The organism is Pseudomonas kitaguniensis (genome assembly GCF_009296165.1).
Taxonomy (GTDB): Bacteria; Pseudomonadota; Gammaproteobacteria; order Pseudomonadales; family Pseudomonadaceae; genus Aquipseudomonas; species Aquipseudomonas kitaguniensis.
The window spans coordinates 1-16,436 of record NZ_VUAZ01000075.1 but is presented as its reverse complement, the minus strand read 5'-3'; the positions used below and the strand labels follow the sequence as shown (position 1 = coordinate 16,436).

General features: G+C 56.7%; 15 protein-coding genes and 2 tRNA genes. 1 reads left to right on the top strand and 16 read right to left on the bottom strand.

Annotated elements, in window-relative coordinates; translation table 11 throughout:
* Positions 1-267: 267 nt before the first annotated feature.
* The 15 genes from pnp to rlmE all read right to left on the bottom strand — a co-directional run bounded on the left by pnp (position 268) and on the right by rlmE (position 15,572).
* The gene (gene pnp / locus F0169_RS13770) at positions 268-2,373 is read right to left on the bottom strand and encodes a polyribonucleotide nucleotidyltransferase (protein WP_058412543.1); all 2,106 of its coding nucleotides are present in this window, start codon (positions 2,371-2,373) and stop codon (positions 268-270) included.
* Positions 2,374-2,567: 194 nt separating this feature from the next.
* Positions 2,568-2,837 carry a 30S ribosomal protein S15 gene (rpsO, locus tag F0169_RS13765; protein ID WP_058412544.1) on the bottom strand — a complete coding sequence of 90 codons (270 nt, stop codon included), beginning with the start codon at positions 2,835-2,837 and terminating at the stop codon, positions 2,568-2,570.
* Between the two features lie 114 nt (positions 2,838-2,951).
* The gene (gene truB / locus F0169_RS13760) at positions 2,952-3,869 is read right to left on the bottom strand and encodes a tRNA pseudouridine(55) synthase TruB (RefSeq protein ID WP_058412545.1); all 918 of its coding nucleotides are present in this window, start codon (positions 3,867-3,869) and stop codon (positions 2,952-2,954) included.
* Positions 3,870-3,872: 3 nt separating this feature from the next.
* Positions 3,873-4,268, bottom strand: a complete 396-nt coding sequence (gene rbfA, locus F0169_RS13755) for a 30S ribosome-binding factor RbfA (protein WP_152746829.1) — start codon at positions 4,266-4,268, stop codon at positions 3,873-3,875.
* Between the two features lie 159 nt (positions 4,269-4,427).
* Positions 4,428-6,950 carry a translation initiation factor IF-2 gene (gene infB, locus F0169_RS13750; RefSeq protein WP_058412547.1) on the bottom strand — a complete coding sequence of 841 codons (2,523 nt, stop codon included), beginning with the start codon at positions 6,948-6,950 and terminating at the stop codon, positions 4,428-4,430.
* 27 nt (positions 6,951-6,977) lie between these two features.
* On the bottom strand, positions 6,978-8,459 hold the full coding sequence (gene nusA, locus F0169_RS13745) for a transcription termination factor NusA (protein WP_058412548.1): 1,482 nt from the start codon (positions 8,457-8,459) through the stop codon (positions 6,978-6,980).
* Positions 8,460-8,506: 47 nt separating this feature from the next.
* Entirely contained in the window at positions 8,507-8,965 is a 459-nt protein-coding gene (gene rimP / locus F0169_RS13740) for a ribosome maturation factor RimP (RefSeq protein WP_034117933.1), read from the bottom strand.
* Positions 8,966-9,105: 140 nt separating this feature from the next.
* A tRNA-Met gene (locus tag F0169_RS13735) sits at positions 9,106-9,182 on the bottom strand.
* Positions 9,183-9,278: 96 nt separating this feature from the next.
* A tRNA-Leu gene (locus F0169_RS13730) sits at positions 9,279-9,364 on the bottom strand.
* A gap of 22 nt (positions 9,365-9,386) precedes the next feature.
* Positions 9,387-9,770: a preprotein translocase subunit SecG gene (secG, locus tag F0169_RS13725; protein ID WP_010206600.1), complete on the bottom strand. Its 384-nt coding sequence runs from the start codon at positions 9,768-9,770 to the stop codon at positions 9,387-9,389.
* Positions 9,771-9,774: 4 nt separating this feature from the next.
* Positions 9,775-10,530: a triose-phosphate isomerase gene (gene tpiA / locus F0169_RS13720; protein WP_152746828.1), complete on the bottom strand. Its 756-nt coding sequence runs from the start codon at positions 10,528-10,530 to the stop codon at positions 9,775-9,777.
* Between the two features lie 66 nt (positions 10,531-10,596).
* Positions 10,597-11,934 (bottom strand): phosphoglucosamine mutase, encoded by a 1,338-nt coding sequence (gene glmM, locus F0169_RS13715; RefSeq protein ID WP_099236409.1) that lies wholly within the window; start codon positions 11,932-11,934, stop codon positions 10,597-10,599.
* Between the two features lie 16 nt (positions 11,935-11,950).
* Positions 11,951-12,802 carry a dihydropteroate synthase gene (gene folP, locus F0169_RS13710; protein ID WP_152746827.1) on the bottom strand — a complete coding sequence of 284 codons (852 nt, stop codon included), beginning with the start codon at positions 12,800-12,802 and terminating at the stop codon, positions 11,951-11,953.
* An 8-nt stretch (positions 12,803-12,810) separates the two neighbouring features.
* Positions 12,811-14,721: an ATP-dependent zinc metalloprotease FtsH gene (gene ftsH, locus F0169_RS13705; protein ID WP_058412552.1), complete on the bottom strand. Its 1,911-nt coding sequence runs from the start codon at positions 14,719-14,721 to the stop codon at positions 12,811-12,813.
* Between the two features lie 200 nt (positions 14,722-14,921).
* Complete coding sequence (gene rlmE / locus F0169_RS13700) at positions 14,922-15,572, bottom strand: 23S rRNA (uridine(2552)-2'-O)-methyltransferase RlmE (protein WP_058412553.1); 651 nt, start codon at positions 15,570-15,572, stop codon at positions 14,922-14,924.
* Positions 15,573-15,677: 105 nt separating this feature from the next.
* Between rlmE and F0169_RS13695 the strand changes: the two genes are divergently transcribed.
* On the top strand, positions 15,678-15,986 hold the full coding sequence (locus tag F0169_RS13695) for a YhbY family RNA-binding protein (protein WP_029298992.1): 309 nt from the start codon (positions 15,678-15,680) through the stop codon (positions 15,984-15,986).
* A gap of 23 nt (positions 15,987-16,009) precedes the next feature.
* On the opposite strand, the gene F0169_RS13690 is transcribed toward F0169_RS13695, so the two are convergent.
* Complete coding sequence (locus F0169_RS13690) at positions 16,010-16,414, bottom strand: hypothetical protein (protein WP_058412554.1); 405 nt, start codon at positions 16,412-16,414, stop codon at positions 16,010-16,012.
* Positions 16,415-16,436: the final 22 nt, after the last annotated feature.

Below are 16,436 nucleotides of genomic sequence, written 5' to 3'. Positions count from 1 at the left end.
CTGCAGTGTGTGAACCTTGATGCTGCAGCGTTAACAGGGATATTGCAGGCACTGTGCCAAGTTACTTTTCAAATAAAAAACCTTATAAAACAACAACTTAACAAAATCATGGATTTTCGAAATCGTGCAACTTGCATGAAGGCAGCCATGACTGCATGCAAGTTGCGGTTTTTAGATATAACTAAGCGCCTGATTTTTAGACATTTTCTGCAGGCGTAAAAAAAGGACCCCGAAGGGTCCTCTTTTCAGCGTGAAGCTTGCGGGTAATTAAACGCCCGAAGCCTTGGCTGCTGCTACGTCCTTGATGGACAGCTTGATACGGCCGCGGTTGTCCACGTCCAGTACCAGCACTTCCACTTCCTGGCCTTCTTTCAGAATGTCGGTCACTTTCTCTACGCGAGCATCGCTCAGCATGGAGATGTGAACCAGACCGTCTTTGCCCGGCAGGATGTTGACGAATGCGCCGAAGTCGACGATGCGCTCAACCTTACCGACGTAGATCTTGCCGATCTCGGCCTCAGCGGTGATGCCCAGAACGCGCTGACGCGCAGCTTCTGCAGCTTCTTTGGTTTCGCCGAAGATCTTGATCGAGCCGTCGTCTTCGATGTCGATCGAAGCCTTGGTCTCTTCACAGATCGCACGGATGGTCGCGCCGCCTTTACCGATAACATCACGGATTTTGTCGGTGTCGATTTTCATCGCGATCATGGTCGGAGCATTTTCCGACAGCTCGGTACGCGACTGACCAATGATCTGGTTCATCTGGCCGAGGATATTCAGGCGCGCTTCCAGGGCTTGGCCCAGAGCGATCTCCATGATTTCTTCGGTGATGCCTTTGATCTTGATGTCCATCTGCAGCGCGGTAACACCTTTAGCGGTACCGGCTACTTTGAAGTCCATGTCGCCCAAGTGGTCTTCGTCACCCAGGATGTCAGTCAGGATGGCGAACTTCTCGCCTTCTTTAACCAGGCCCATGGCGATACCGGCTACCGGCGCCTTCATCGGCACACCGGCGTCCATCAGCGCCAGGGAAGCACCGCAGACCGAAGCCATGGAGCTGGAACCGTTGGACTCGGTGATTTCCGACACAACACGAATGGTGTACGGGAACACGTCAGCAGCAGGCAGCATGGCGGCAATCGAACGACGAGCCAGGCGGCCGTGACCGATTTCGCGACGACCAGCACCACCCATGCGACCACACTCACCTACCGAGAACGGAGGGAAGTTGTAGTGCAGCATGAACGGGTCTTTTTTCTCGCCTTCCAGGGTGTCCAGCAGTTGGGCATCACGGGCAGTACCCAGAGTGGCAACGACCAGGGCCTGCGTTTCGCCACGGGTGAACAGCGCCGAACCGTGAGTCTTCGGCAGAACGCCGACTTCGATGTTCAGCGGGCGTACGGTCTTGGTGTCGCGACCGTCGATACGTGGCTTGCCGTTAACGATGTTTTCGCGAACGGTGCGGTATTCGATTTCGCCGAAAGCAGCTTTGACTTCGCTGGAAGAAGGCTGGCCTTCTTCACCGGACAGCTTGGCAACAACCTGGTCCTTCAACTCGCCCAGGCGAGCGTAACGGTCGGCCTTGACGGTGATGGCATAAGCCTGGGAGATCGCGTCGCCGAACTCGGCACGGATAGCGCCCAGCAATGCAGTGGCTTCAGGCTGTGGCGCCCAGGCCCATGTCGGCTTGGCAGCTTCAGCAGCCAATTCTTTAACGGCGTTGATCACAACCTGAAACTCGTCGTGAGCAAACAGCACCGCGCCCAGCATCTGGTCTTCGGTCAGCTCTTTGGCTTCCGATTCAACCATCAATACAGCTTCCGAGGTACCGGCAACGACCATGTCCAGGCTCGATGCTTTCTGTTGCTCGTAAGTCGGGTTCAGCAGGTAGCCGGTGCTTTCATGGAAAGCAACACGGGCAGCGCCGATCGGGCCATCGAAAGGAATACCGGAGATTGCCAGCGCAGCCGAGGTACCGATCATCGCAGCGATGTCCGGATCGGTTTTCTTGCTGGTGGAAACGACGGTGCAGACAACCTGCACTTCGTTCATGAAACCTTCCGGGAACAGCGGACGGATCGGACGATCGATCAGTCGGGAAGTCAGGGTTTCTTTCTCGGAAGGACGACCTTCGCGCTTGAAGAAACCGCCAGGGATCTTACCGGCAGCGTAAGTTTTTTCCTGGTAGTGAACGGAAAGAGGGAAAAAGCCTTTGCTTGGGTCCGCGTGCTTGGCACCCACAACGGTCACCAATACGGTGACGTCGTCGTCAACGGTAACCAGCACTGCGCCGGAGGCTTGACGGGCGATACGGCCTGTCTCGAGGGTAACGGTCGACTGACCGAACTGGAATTTTTTGATAACCGGGTTCACGGTGTCCTACCTTCTTTGTGGCTCTTGGGGAACTTGTCTTCTTGCGAAATTCTTGGGCAATGTCGGGAATCGGCCCGATCCTGGTCCAGGGTAAAACGTGTATCCAGATAAAACTTGAGGCTGGGAGCCTGCCATGAACCAGCGGGAATCCCACTGACACACGACAGACAACCAACCTCTAGCGCAATCGCTTATTAGCGACGCAGACCCAGGCGAGCGATCAGAGCCTGGTAACGGCCCAGATCTTTACCTTTCAGGTAGTCCAGCAGCTTACGGCGCTGGTTTACCATGCGGATCAGACCACGACGGGAGTGGTGATCTTTACCGTTGGCCTTGAAGTGACCTTGCAGCTTGTTGATGTTGTGGGTCAGCAGTGCAACTTGCACTTCTGGCGAACCAGTGTCACCAACAGCTTGCTGATAGTCAGCTACGATTTGTGCTTTTTCTTGAACGTCGAGAGCCATGAGGCAATCCTTTTTCAGGAAACCACCCAAAGGGTGATCTCAACAGGCCAGGGACAAATCCCTGTATCTAAAAATGAGTGTTGACCGTGCCTGTTAACAGCCACACTCGTCCGGTCATTCTGACCGAATCAGTCGACGTGGCGCGATGCGCCCGTCTTCGCTCACTTCACCGATACCGATAAAGCGACCGTTGTGATCTTGTACTCGCACCATGCCGAACTTCGGGGCATCCGGGGCGCGTACCGGTTGGCCGTTAAGCCAGTAGAACGCGCTGTGCTCCGAGAAGTGCAGCAATGGCCAATCGAGCAAACCGCTGTCCGATGGCATCAGGAAGCGATCAACCGCTTCATTGCCGCCCTCGGCGTGTACGGCTTCCAACTCTTCCAGCGTGACGGTCTGCGCCAGGCTGAAAGGGCCAGCCTGTGTGCGTCGCAGTTCTGCAACGTACGCGCCGCAACCGAGCTGTTCACCAATATCTTCCACCAGGGTACGGATATAGGTGCCTTTGCTGCAGTCCACGGCCAAGCGGGCAGTGTCGCCTTCACAGGCGAGCAATTCCAAGCGCGCAATAGTAACAGAACGCGGTTCACGCTCCACTACTTCGCCCGCACGTGCCAGTTTGTAAAGTGGCTGCCCATCACGCTTGAGCGCGGAGTACATCGGCGGTATCTGGCTGATTTTCCCGCGAAAACCGGGTAAAGCAGCTTCAATATCAGCACGACCAACGGTCACGTCGCGAACCTGCAAAACATCACCTTCGGCATCCGCCGTGGTGGTGGTTTTGCCCAGTTGCATCAGGGTTTCGTAACCCTTGTCGGAATCGAGCAGGTACTGCGAGAACTTGGTCGCCTCGCCAAAGCACAACGGCAGTACGCCGGTGGCCAGCGGGTCGAGGCTACCGGTGTGCCCGGCCTTCTCGGCATTGAGCAGCCAGCGAACCTTCTGCAAGGCAGCATTGGAGGTAAAACCAATGGGCTTGTCGAGCAGGATGATGCCGCTGACGTTGCGACGGATACGTTTGACCTGAGCCACCGCTTACTCCTTGGCGTCTTCAGGTGTGGACGGGTGGTGATTGTCTTCCGCCACGGCGCGCTCGATCAGTGCCGACAGGTGCGCACCCCGTACGACGCTTTCGTCGTAGTGGAAATGCAACTGGGGAACGCTGCGCAGCTTCATTTCACGGGCCAACTGCATGCGCAGGAAACCTGCGGCGGAATTGAGCACCTTGATGCTTTGCGCGATTTCTTCGCTGCTGTCCTGCCCCATCACGGTGATGAAGATCTTGGCGTGACCTACGTCACGGCTCACTTCAACGGCGGTGATGGTCACCAGGCCAACGCGTGGATCTTTGACTTCGCGACGGATCAGTTGGGCCAGCTCGCGCTGCATCTGATCGCCGATACGCTGGGTACGGCTGTATTCTTTTGCCATGTCTTGTTACCTGTTACTGCCACACGGTGAAACCCGTGGGGTCTGAAAGCGGCAAACGCCCGGCCTGACAAAAGCCAGACCGGGCGTTGCGTTTAGAGTCCGAACGCTGCGCGGGGCATTTGCATGCCCACACACTGCGTGGCTCCTGAAGTGCGAGAGTTAGAGGCTACGAGCAACCTGGACCTTCTCGTAAACTTCGATCTTGTCGCCAGCTTTGACGTCGTTGTAGCTCTTGACGCCGATACCGCATTCCATGCCGGCACGCACTTCGGAAGCGTCGTCTTTGAAGCGGCGCAGGGATTCCAGCTCGCCTTCGAAGATAACGATGTCTTCACGCAGTACGCGGATTGGACGGTTACGGTGCACAACACCTTCGATAACCATGCAACCTGCGATCGCGCCGAACTTCGGCGAGCGGAACACGTCACGCACCTCGGCGATACCCAGGATATTCTCCCGAACGTCGCTGCCAAGCATGCCGGTAAGGGCTTTCTTGACGTCTTCGATGATGTCGTAGATGACGTTGTAATAACGCATGTCCAGGCCTTCCTGCTCGACGATCTTGCGAGCGCCAGCATCGGCACGCACGTTGAAGCCAAACAGTACAGCGTTGGAAGCGAGTGCCAGGTTGGCGTCGGATTCGGTGATACCACCTACGCCGCCACCGACAACACGCACTTGCACTTCGTCGTTACCCAGGCCATTCAAGGCGCCGTTCAACGCTTCGAGAGAACCACGGACGTCAGATTTGAGGACGATGTTAAGCGTCTTCTTCTCTGCCTGGCCCATGTTTTCGAAGATGTTTTCCAGCTTGCCGGCGTGAGCGCGAGCCAATTTGACTTCGCGGAACTTGCCTTGACGGAACAGAGCCACTTCACGGGCTTTCTTCTCGTCCGACAGCACGCTCATCTCGTCGCCAGCGTCCGGGGTACCGTCCAGGCCGAGAATCTCGACAGGGATGGAAGGACCGGCTTCCTTGATTGGCTTGCCGTTCTCGTCGAGCATGGCACGTACGCGGCCATAGTTCGAACCGACCAGCACCATGTCGCCTTGGCGCAGAGTACCGTCTTGAACCAAAACAGTTGCAACCGGGCCACGACCTTTGTCGAGACGCGATTCAACCACAACACCGCGACCTGGGGCCGAAGGGGTTGCTTTCAGTTCGAGTACTTCAGCTTGCAGCAGGACCGCTTCGAGCAATTCGTCTACACCGGTACCGACTTTCGCCGAAACCGAAACGAATGGCGTATCACCGCCCCACTCTTCGGACGTCACGCCGTGAACCGACAGCTCGCTACGGATGCGATCAAGATCGGCGCCCGGTTTGTCGATTTTGTTCACTGCAACAACCAGTGGAACACCAGCAGCCTTGGCGTGCTGGACAGCTTCAATGGTCTGCGGCATTACGCCGTCGTCCGCTGCAACTACCAGAATCACGATGTCAGTCGCCTTGGCACCACGGGCACGCATTGCGGTAAACGCGGCGTGACCCGGGGTGTCGAGGAAGGTGACCATGCCGCGTTCGGTTTCAACGTGGTACGCACCGATGTGCTGGGTGATACCGCCGGCTTCGCCAGCAGCTACCTTGGCACGACGAATGTAGTCGAGCAGCGACGTTTTACCATGGTCAACGTGGCCCATTACGGTCACGACTGGCGCACGGGAGAACGTCTCACCTTCAAACTTCAGGGACTCGGCCAGGGAGTCTTCCAGGGCAGTGTCGCTGACCAGGGTCACTTTGTGGCCCAGTTCTTCGGCTACCAGTTGAGCAGTTTCCTGATCAAGCACCTGGTTGATGGTCGCTGGAGTACCCAGTTTGAACATGAACTTGATGATTTCAGCCGCTTTGACCGACATCTGATTGGCGAGATCGCCAACAGAAATGGTCTCGCCGATCTGCACATCACGCACGACAGGGCCGGTTGGGCTCTGGAAACCGTGAGCGTTGCGCTTTTTCAGCTTGGCCTTGCCGCGACCACCACGACGGAAGCTGTCGCTTTCTTCGTCGGTGGTACGTGGAGCAACGCGTGGAGCAGGCGCTTTCTCTTTGACCGAAGCACGATGCGGAGCGTTTTTACGCTCACCATCACCACCGCCACTGCGACGATTGTTGTCGTCGGCACGAGGTTTGTCCGGGCGACGAGGTTCGTCGCGCTTGCGGGCGTCTGCTGCAGGCGCTGGAGCGGCGGCAACCGGAGCGGCCTCACGCACAGCTTCAACAGGAGCGCTTGGCGCGGCAACTGCGTCAGCAGCAGGTTGCGCGGCAGTAGGCTGGCGACGCGCTTCTTCTTCGGCGCGACGCTTGGTTTCTTCTTCAGCCTTCTGACGAGCAGCATTTTCTACTGCACGACGTTCTTCCAGATCGCGTTTGCGCTCGGCTTCGATTTCTTCCGGGCTGCGTTGTACGAAGACTTTCTTCTTGCGTACTTCAACGCTGATGCTTTTGCTACCAGCAACACGCAGGGTGCTGGTGGTTTTGCGCTGCAATGTAATCTTGCGCGGTTCTTCCACTTTCGCCTTGTGGCTGCTCTTCAAGTGAGTCAGCAAAGACTGCTTCTCACTGTCGCTCACACCTTCGTCGGCGGCGGTGTGCGGCAGACCTGCCTCACGCATCTGCTGCAACAGGCGCTCTACCGGTGTTTTGACCTCATCGGCCAGTTGTTTCACCGTGACTTGCGTCATGCACTTCTCTCCTCAGGCCGCGCCTAGTTACTCGAACCAATGGGCTCGGGCGGCCATGATCAACTTGCCGGCACGATCATCGTCAATGCCGTCGATGTCGAGCAGATCGTCAATAGACTGCTCGGCCAGGTCTTCGCGGGTAATTACGCCGCGCACCGCCAGTTCCATCGCCAAATCCTTGTCCATACCCTCAAGCGAGAGTAGGTCTTCGGCCGGATGGGCGTCTGCCAGCTTTTCCTCAGTAGCGATGGCTTTAGTCAACAAACGATCCTTGGCCCGAGCGCGAAGCTCGTTGACGGTGTCTTCGTCAAAGCCGTCGATGTTGAGCATTTCTTCCAACGGTACGTAGGCAATCTCTTCCAGGCTGGTGAAGCCTTCATCTACCAGCACCTGCGCCAAATCTTCGTCGACTTCCAGCTCGTCGATGAAGTTGCGCAGGATGTCACCGGTTTCAGCTTGCTGCTTAGCCTGGATGTCCGATTCGGTCATCACGTTCAGGGTCCAGCCGGTCAGTTGGCTGGCCAGACGCACGTTCTGACCACCACGACCAATGGCCTGAGCCAGATTGTCTGCGCCAACGGCGATGTCCATTGCATGGGCATCTTCGTCAACGATAATTGCCGCCACTTCAGCCGGCGACATGGCGTTGATCACGAACTGCGCCGGGTTATCGTCCCACAGCACGATGTCCACACGCTCACCGCCCAATTCGCCCGACACTGCCTGGACGCGCGAACCGCGCATACCAATGCAAGCGCCCTGCGGGTCGATGCGTTTGTCCTTGGACCGAACCGCGATCTTGGCGCGCGAACCCGGGTCGCGGGACGCAGCCATGACTTCGATCAGGCCTTCGGCAATTTCCGGCACTTCGATACGGAACAGCTCGATCAACATTTCCGGCGCGGTACGCGACAGGATCAGTTGAGGGCCGCGGTTCTCGGTGCGGATTTCCTTGAGCAGCGCACGCAAACGCACGCCAACACGGAAAGTTTCGCGAGAAATGATGTCTTCGCGAGCCAACAACGCTTCGGCGTTGTTACCCAAATCGACGATCACGTTATCGCGGGTGACTTTTTTCACGGTGCCGGAGATGATCTCACCCAGGCGCTCGCGATAAGCGTCAACGACTTGAGCGCGTTCAGCTTCGCGAACCTTCTGCACGATGACCTGTTTGGCGGTCTGTGCAGCAATGCGGCCGAACTCGATAGACTCGATCTTTTCTTCGACTACATCACCAACGCTGGAGCCAGGATGCGTTTCGGCAACCTTGCTTGGCCAGGTTTCGATGGCCGGATCATCAAGATCGGCTTCTTCGACGACCGTCCAACGACGGAAAGTCTCATAGGCACCGGTGTGGCGGTTGATTTCCACACGCAGATCCACTTCGTCTTCAAAACGCTTTTTGGTAGCAGTGGCCAGGGCCAGCTCCAGCGCTTCAAAAATCACGTTTGCCGGTACGCCCTTTTCATTGGATACCGACTCAACAACCAGCAGTACTTCTTTGCTCATCGTACGCCTCGCCTTTCGCAAGCCATTGGATCCGCGGGATCCGCGTCTCAGTCAAAACTGGGAATAATGTTGGCCTTGTCGATCATATCGATCGGCAACAGGAACTCATGGTCTTCTACCTGCACCACGACATCCTGCTCTTCTACACCGCGCAGAAGGCCCTGAAAATTGCGTCGCCCTTCGAATGGCGATCGCAGCTTGATCTTCACTTGTTCACCGGCAAATTTTGCAAACTGATCAATAGTGAACAGTGGGCGTTCCATGCCTGGCGAGGAAACTTCGAGGGTATATTCAACAGCGATTGGATCTTCAACATCCAGCACACCGCTGATCTGACGGCTGACAATGGCACAATCGTCCACCAGCACGCCGCCCTCTTTATCGATATAAACGCGCAACATTGAGTGGCGACCTTGAGCCGAAAACTCAATACCCCAGCATTCATAGCCTAGGGCCACGATCACCGGGGCCAGCAAGGCCTGCAACTCTTCTAGCTTGCTCGACACCTGAACCCCCTCGTGCATGTATGTGCATGCTGTGCAAAATAAAAAAATGGGCGAAACGCCCATCCTTGAAACGCCGTCGAACAGCGGCGTTGAAAGTGTCCAGCTAACAAAAAGCCCCTTAAAAGGGGCTCCGCTAAAACTGGTTGCGGGGGCCGGATTTGAACCGACGACCTTCGGGTTATGAGCCCGACGAGCTACCAGACTGCTCCACCCCGCGACAAAGCTGGGGCGGAAGTATACGACCGATCCCTTACAGGGTCAATGTAACCTTCCACCTACAAGAAAGCCCGCAACAGCGGGCTCTCCTGATAATTGGTACCGAGAAGGGGACTCGAACCCCTACACCCTATGGGCACAACCACCTCAAGGTTGCGTGTCTACCAATTCCACCACCTCGGCAATACAGCGCTTACAACCCTTCTTACTTCTGCTCTTGAGCTGGAGGTACGTCAGTCGCTGGAGTAGCCGACTTTTGCTCTTGAAGCACCGGGACATCATCAGAAGCCGGTTTTGCTTTGGGTACTTCCAACACTGCCGGGTTTGGCAAACCTACTTGAGTCAGCACATGAGCTTTCTCTTTAGCAAAGTAACCTAACCCTAAGCTGGTTATGAAGAAACCGGCGGCAAGTATAGCAGTAAACTTACTAAGAAAGGTAGAGGAACCTTGGCTTCCGAATACAGTATTTGAAGCACCTGCACCGAAAGACGCACCAGCATCCGCACCTTTACCCTGTTGCAGCAAAACCAGGGCAACTACGCCCAGGGCAGCCAACAGATGAAAAACGACTACGACTGTTTCCAGCATTTTTTCAGTTTCCCGCGGCGCGACAAATCGCACCGAACTCATCTGCATTCAGGGAAGCTCCACCAATGAGCCCCCCATCGATATCCGGCATGCCGAACAGTTCGACCGCATTGGCCGCCTTCACGCTGCCGCCGTATAGAAGCCGCACACCTTGTGCGACCTCAGAATTCTCTGCCGCCAACTGAGCGCGGATGGCTGCGTGCACATCCTGCGCCTGTTGCGGTGTAGCAGTCAGCCCGGTACCAATGGCCCAGACCGGCTCGTAAGCAATTACTGCGTTTGCAAACGCACCCACACCCAGCTCCTCGATGATGCTGCCCAGCTGACGCGAGACAACTTCAAGCGTTTTGCCCGACTCACGCTGCTCAAGGGTTTCCCCTATGCACAGTATCGGAGTCAGACCACAAGCCTGTGCTGCTGCAAACTTGCGGTTGAGCGTTTCATCACGCTCGCCCATCATCTGACGGCGCTCGGAGTGCCCGACAAGTACATATGCACAACCCGCATCAACCAGCTGACTCGGCGAAATCTCACCGGTCAACGCACCTTGCATGGGCTCTACCGCAGAATTCTGCGCGCCGACCTGGATCGACTTGCCTTCCAAACCATCAACCACTTGGCTGATATGCAAGCAAGGCGGAAAAACCGCAACATCAACACTGCCAGGCAAGGCCAAGTGACGAAGGCCGTTGATCAGCTCAGCGACACTGGCGCGGGTACCGTGCATCTTCCAGTTACCAGCTACCATAGTGCGACGCATGCTGTACCTCGTCGGTCAAAGTGGGCGCAGATGTTACCCAACCGCATCATCACTGGCAAGCCGAATTCAGGCGCAAACTTCAGTTACCAGTTTTGCCAGGTCTTCGGCATGGCCGCGAACCTGTGTTTCGTCTTCACCTTCGACCATGACGCGCACCAGAGGCTCTGTGCCAGACTTGCGCAACAACACCCGCCCACGCCCCGCCATTGCCAGGTTCACACGCTCGCAAGCCTCTTTGACGGCAGGGTGTTCGATCGGATTTTCGCCGCCGGCAAAACGCACATTCAACAGCACTTGCGGGCACTTGCGCAGCGCTTGGCGCGCCTGAGCCAGGCTCTCCTCGCGACGACGCAACGCCAACAGCACTTGCAGCGCCGCAATAATTGCGTCACCCGTGGTGGTGTGCTGGAAGCACACAATGTGCCCCGAATTCTCGCCGCCGACCAACCAGTTACGCTCCAGCAGCTCCGCGATCACATAACGGTCACCGACGTTGGCACGGACAAAGGGAATCCCAAGGTCTGCCAATGCCAGCTCAAGCCCAAGGTTACTCATCAATGTTCCGACGACACCGCCGTGCAGCTTGTTCCGCTCGTGCAGGTCGCGAGCGATGATGAACAGCAGGTCATCACCGTCAACCACAGTACCGGTGTGGTCGACCATCAGCACGCGATCGCCGTCGCCATCAAAGGCGATGCCCAAATCGGCGTGCTCGGCCAGAACCGCCGCCTGCAACTGCTCCATGTGAGTGGAGCCGCAGTTATCATTGATGTTCAAGCCGTTTGGCTGAGCGGAGAGCACGGTTACCTGCGCGCCCAGCTCTTTGAATACGCTCGGCGCGACCTTGTAAGTCGCACCATGGGCGCAGTCGACTACGATCTTCAAACCGGCAAAATTGGTGCTGCTGGGCACGCTGCTTTTGCAGAATTCGATATAACGACCAGACGCGTCGTTGATCCGCGATACTTTGCCCAGCTTGCTCGACTCCACCACCGTCATCGGCGCATCCAACAGCTCTTCGATCATCAGCTCGATCTCGTCCGGCAGCTTGGTGCCTTGACCCGAGAAGAACTTGATACCGTTGTCATCATGCGGGTTGTGCGAGGCACTGATCACAATACCGGCTTCAGCGTGGAAGGTACGCGTCAGGTAGGCGATCGCAGGCGTCGGCATTGGGCCGAGCAGCATTACATCAGCACCTGCGGCGGACAAGCCGGCCTCCAGAGCCGACTCAAACATGTACCCCGAAATCCGGGTGTCCTTGCCGACCAGAATGCGGCACGCGCCCATGCTGCGAAACGCCATGCCCGCTGCCCAGCCCAATTTGAGCATAAAGTCAGGGGTGATCGGGAATTCGCCGACCCGACCACGGATACCGTCGGTGCCAAAATATTTCTTTGTCATAAGTACTCCATCATTCTTATTCGGCTGATTCTACAGCAGCGATCATACGCACTAGATCGACCGTCTCGGCCACGTCATGCACACGTAAAATACGTGCGCCCTTGGTCACGGCAAGCGCCGCAAGCGCCAAGCCGCCGTATAGCCGCTCACCCACTGGACGGTTCAAGGCCTGCCCTATCATGCTCTTGCGCGAAACGCCGACCAACAAGGGCCGGCCCAAAGCATGCAAGGACTCCAGGTGCTTGAACAGACTTAAATTATGTTGAAGGGTCTTGGCAAAGCCAAACCCGGGATCAAGGATGATCTTTTCGGCAGCAATTCCTGCCTTGGCGCATTGAGCCATTCTTTGCGCAAGAAACCCACTCACCTCGCCAACAAGGTCGTCGTAATGCGGGCTGTCCTGCATGTTGCCGGGCTCACCGAGCATGTGCATCAGGCACACCGGCAAACCGGTTGCTGCTGCAGCATCCAGGGCACCGTCGCGTTGAAGCGAGCGCACATCGTTGATCAACCCCGCCCCCAGGCGCGCTGTCTCGCGCATCACTGCAGGGGTTGATGTATCAACCGAGATGATCACATCCAATTCACGCGCGATACGCTCGACAACCGGCGCCACCCGCTCCAGTTCCTCCAAAGGAGAAACCACGCGAGCGCCGGGCCGGGTCGACTCACCACCGACATCAATCAACGTAGCGCCAGCCGCAACCACTGCCTCGGCATGACGCAATGCGGCATCCAGCTGACCGAATCGGCCACCGTCGGAGAATGAATCGGGGGTTACGTTAAGAATGCCCATGACATGTGTATGGGCCAAATCAAGAACCCGGTTGCCGCAAGGCAACCGGGTTGAGGACAACGCAGAAGTCATTTCAAACCTTAGTGATCAGCTGCAGGGCCACCGATCGGGGCTTCAGGGCGTTCGTTCGAAACCACCGGCGGAGTGCCCGATGTACCCGAGCCACCTTCCCAGTCGCGAGGTTCGCGCGGTGTACGACCTGCCATGATGTCGTCAATCTGATCGGCATCAATGGTCTCGTACTTCATCAGCGCGTCAGCCATGGCATCCAGCTTGTCGCGGTTGTCGGTCAGGATCTGCTTGGCCGTGCCGTAGCATTGGTCAATGATACTGCGCACTTCGGAGTCGATCAGCTTGGCTGTCTCACCGGAGAAGCTGGCGCTTTGACCGCCACCGCCCCGCCCAAGGAACACTTCGCCTTCTTCCTCGGCATACATCAAAGGACCGAGTTTTTCCGACAAGCCCCACTTGGTCACCATGTTTCGTGCAATCTGGCTGGCACGCATGATGTCGTTGGAAGCACCTGTGGTCACACCGTCGAAACCAAGGGTCATCTCTTCAGCAATTCGGCCACCGTACAACGAGCAGATCTGGCTGATCAGTGCACGCTTGGAGAGGCTGTAACGATCCTCTTCCGGCAGGAACATGGTCACACCCAGCGCCCGACCACGAGGAATGATCGACACTTTGTAGACCGGGTCATGCTCAGGCACAACGCGACCAACAATGGCGTGACCCGCTTCGTGATAGGCGGTGTTTTGCTTTTCTTTCTCGGACATGACCATCGATTTGCGCTCGGCGCCCATCATGATCTTGTCTTTGGCCAGCTCAAACTCTTTCATTTCAACAATGCGCTTGCCGGTACGGGCTGCGAACAACGAAGCCTCGTTCACCAGGTTAGCCAAGTCAGCACCGGAGAAACCAGGTGTACCACGGGCAATGACGGCAGGAGCCACGTCGTCACCCATTGGCACTTTGCGCATGTGTACTTTCAAAATCTGTTCGCGGCCACGAATGTCCGGCAAACCCACCACCACCTGACGGTCGAAACGGCCTGGACGCAGCAATGCAGGGTCCAGTACGTCCGGACGGTTGGTTGCGGCAATGACGATGATGCCGTCATTCATTTCGAAACCGTCCATCTCAACCAGCAACTGGTTGAGGGTCTGCTCACGCTCGTCATGACCGCCGCCCATGCCAGCACCACGATGGCGACCCACTGCGTCGATCTCATCGATGAAGATGATGCACGGCGCGTGCTTCTTGGCCTGCTCAAACATGTCGCGAACACGGCTCGCACCGACGCCGACGAACATTTCTACGAAATCAGAACCGGAAATAGTGAAAAAAGGCACCTTGGCTTCGCCAGCAATCGCCTTGGCCAGCAAGGTTTTACCGGTACCCGGAGGACCCACCATCAGCACACCGCGAGGAATGCGGCCGCCCAGACGCTGGAACTTGCCTGGATCGCGTAGGAACTCGACCAACTCACCGACTTCTTCCTTGGCTTCATCGCAACCTGCAACGTCAGCCAAGGTGGTCTTAACCTGATCTTCGGAGAGCAGGCGTGCCTTGCTCTTGCCGAAGCTCATGGGTCCGCCCTTGCCCCCCGCACCACCTTGCATCTGGCGCATGAAGAACATGAACACGGCGATAATCACCAGGATCGGGAAGCTGGCAACCAGCAACTGGGTCCAGATGCTCTGGCGCTCAGGCTGCTTGCCTTCAACAACCACGTGGTTATCCACCAGGTCGCCGATCAGGCCATTGTCCGGGATATTCGGGCGGATGGTCTTGAAGCTGTCGCCATCGTTACGCTTGCCGGTGATCACGAAGCCATCAACCGCTACGCGTTCGACCTTGCCATCCTTAACTTGCTGGATGAAGTCGGAATAGTTGAGGGTCTGCGGCTCGTTAGGGCTGGAGAAGTTGTTCATCACCGTCACCAGGACAGCCGCGATGATCAACCACAGGATCAGATTCTTTGCCATATCGTTCAATTAACTACCCTCTGAAGCAAGCTCCGCTACTGGCGCGCGCTTCGCATGATATTCACCGGCCTAACTTACTACATTACCTACAACACTGGCAGGCGCCGTCTGTAACCCTTTGTGAAACTTTGACTACACAATATTCGTAAAGCTTCGTGACGAAAGCGATATAAAAAAACCTATCGCCTCCTTTCAAATCCTCAAAGACGCTCATCACTGGCGGCGCCTTCGATGCCACGGAAACCGCGGCCCAGCAAATATTGCTCACGAGACCGGCCGCGTGAAGAGTCCGGTTTGCGCATCTGTACCTTGTCGAACAGCTTGCGAATGTTCTTGTGATACTCGTCGAAGCCTTCACCCTGGAAAACCTTGACCAAAAAATCACCGCCCGGACGCAGTACTCGACCCGCCAAGTCCAGTGCAAGTTCACACAGGAACATCGCTCGTGGCATATCAACGGCCGGTAATCCACTCATATTGGGGGCCATGTCGGAAATCACAAGGTCTACCTGCGAATTTCCCACCGCCGCGAGAATTTCAGCCAGGACGGCGTCCTGAGTGAAGTCCCCGTGAACAAAGGTCACATCAGAGATGCTGTCCATCTCCAGAATATCGGAAGCGATCAAACGCCCTTGACCACCAATCAGACGACTGGTCACCTGCGACCAACCGCCAGGCGCGGCACCAAGATCGATAACCGTCATGCCAGGGCGGATCAGTTTGTCCTTTTCCTGCAGCTCAAGCAGCTTGTAACTCGCACGGGAGCGGTAGCCGTCCTTTTGCGCCATTTTGACGTAAGGGTCGTTGAAATGCTCTTGCAGCCACTTAAGGCTAGTTTTGGAACGGGCCACGGGCCACCTCGAAAATAAAACGGGTCGTGATTAACTGGGCGGTCCCGGACTCGCTCGGGTAAACTGGCCGCCGCTTTTTACAAGATCAGACGCAGGGGTCAGATTATGCCGCTCACTCAAGAGCAGAAGAAACAGTACAAATCCATTGGCCATCATCTGAAACCAGTTTTGATTGTGGCAGACAACGGTTTGACTGAAGGTGTGTTAGCCGAACTTGAACGCGCATTGGGCGATCACGAACTGATCAAAATCAAGGTCAACATCCTTGACCGCGAAGCGCGCTTGGCCGCCATTGCAGAACTGTGCAAGGTCGGCAAAGCAGACCTGGTTCAGGTCATCGGCAAGATGGCGCTGCTGTATCGCAAGAACTTCAGCGCCAACAAGCAGTTGTCGAACGTTCATCGCTTCAAGTGATAACGCTCAAATGACAACAAGGGTTACGGGCGCGCTTCGCGTGCCCCGCCACTCCATCCCGGCGCCGGTTGCATAACCAGCACCAGGCCTGCAAACCCTAGCACAAGATAGCTGAACAGCTGCCAGCGCAACGCTTGCGGCAGCCATACATGCACCACGCAAAACATTGCGCATGCATACAGCGCCATCAACAGCAGCTGGCCGCGAATATCCCGCCACAAACTCTCCATGCCCTCGGCCTTGATCAGCACCAGCACCTGGAGCGTGACGCACGCCGCCGCAAAGCTCACCAGCAGCACGCTCAGCAATCCATCGATCTCATCGATCAGCAACGGCGCCAAACCAATCAGGCCCAGCGCCGGCAGTATGCCAATGTGTAACAACCACACGCCGCCAACCCAAAGCATCTGGGCAAGTTGCCAAAGCATGGCGCCCGCACGCAGCGGGCGC

Excerpts from the sequence above, each read along its gene's own strand:
- rpsO (WP_058412544.1), bottom strand. The coding sequence starts at position 2,837 with ATGGCTCTCGACGTTCAAGAAAAAGCACAAATCGTAGCTGACTATCAG.
- rbfA (WP_152746829.1), bottom strand. The coding sequence starts at position 4,268 with ATGGCAAAAGAATACAGCCGTACCCAGCGTATCGGCGATCAGATGCAG.
- infB (WP_058412547.1), bottom strand. The coding sequence starts at position 6,950 with ATGACGCAAGTCACGGTGAAACAACTGGCCGATGAGGTCAAAACACCG.
- nusA (WP_058412548.1), bottom strand. The coding sequence starts at position 8,459 with ATGAGCAAAGAAGTACTGCTGGTTGTTGAGTCGGTATCCAATGAAAAG.
- secG (WP_010206600.1), bottom strand. The coding sequence starts at position 9,770 with ATGCTGGAAACAGTCGTAGTCGTTTTTCATCTGTTGGCTGCCCTGGGC.
- tpiA (WP_152746828.1), bottom strand. The coding sequence starts at position 10,530 with ATGCGTCGCACTATGGTAGCTGGTAACTGGAAGATGCACGGTACCCGC.
- glmM (WP_099236409.1), bottom strand. The coding sequence starts at position 11,934 with ATGACAAAGAAATATTTTGGCACCGACGGTATCCGTGGTCGGGTCGGC.
- folP (WP_152746827.1), bottom strand. The coding sequence starts at position 12,802 with ATGACTTCTGCGTTGTCCTCAACCCGGTTGCCTTGCGGCAACCGGGTT.
- ftsH (WP_058412552.1), bottom strand. The coding sequence starts at position 14,721 with ATGGCAAAGAATCTGATCCTGTGGTTGATCATCGCGGCTGTCCTGGTG.
- F0169_RS13695 (WP_029298992.1), top strand. The coding sequence starts at position 15,678 with ATGCCGCTCACTCAAGAGCAGAAGAAACAGTACAAATCCATTGGCCAT.
- F0169_RS13690 (WP_058412554.1), bottom strand. The coding sequence starts at position 16,414 with ATGCTTTGGCAACTTGCCCAGATGCTTTGGGTTGGCGGCGTGTGGTTG.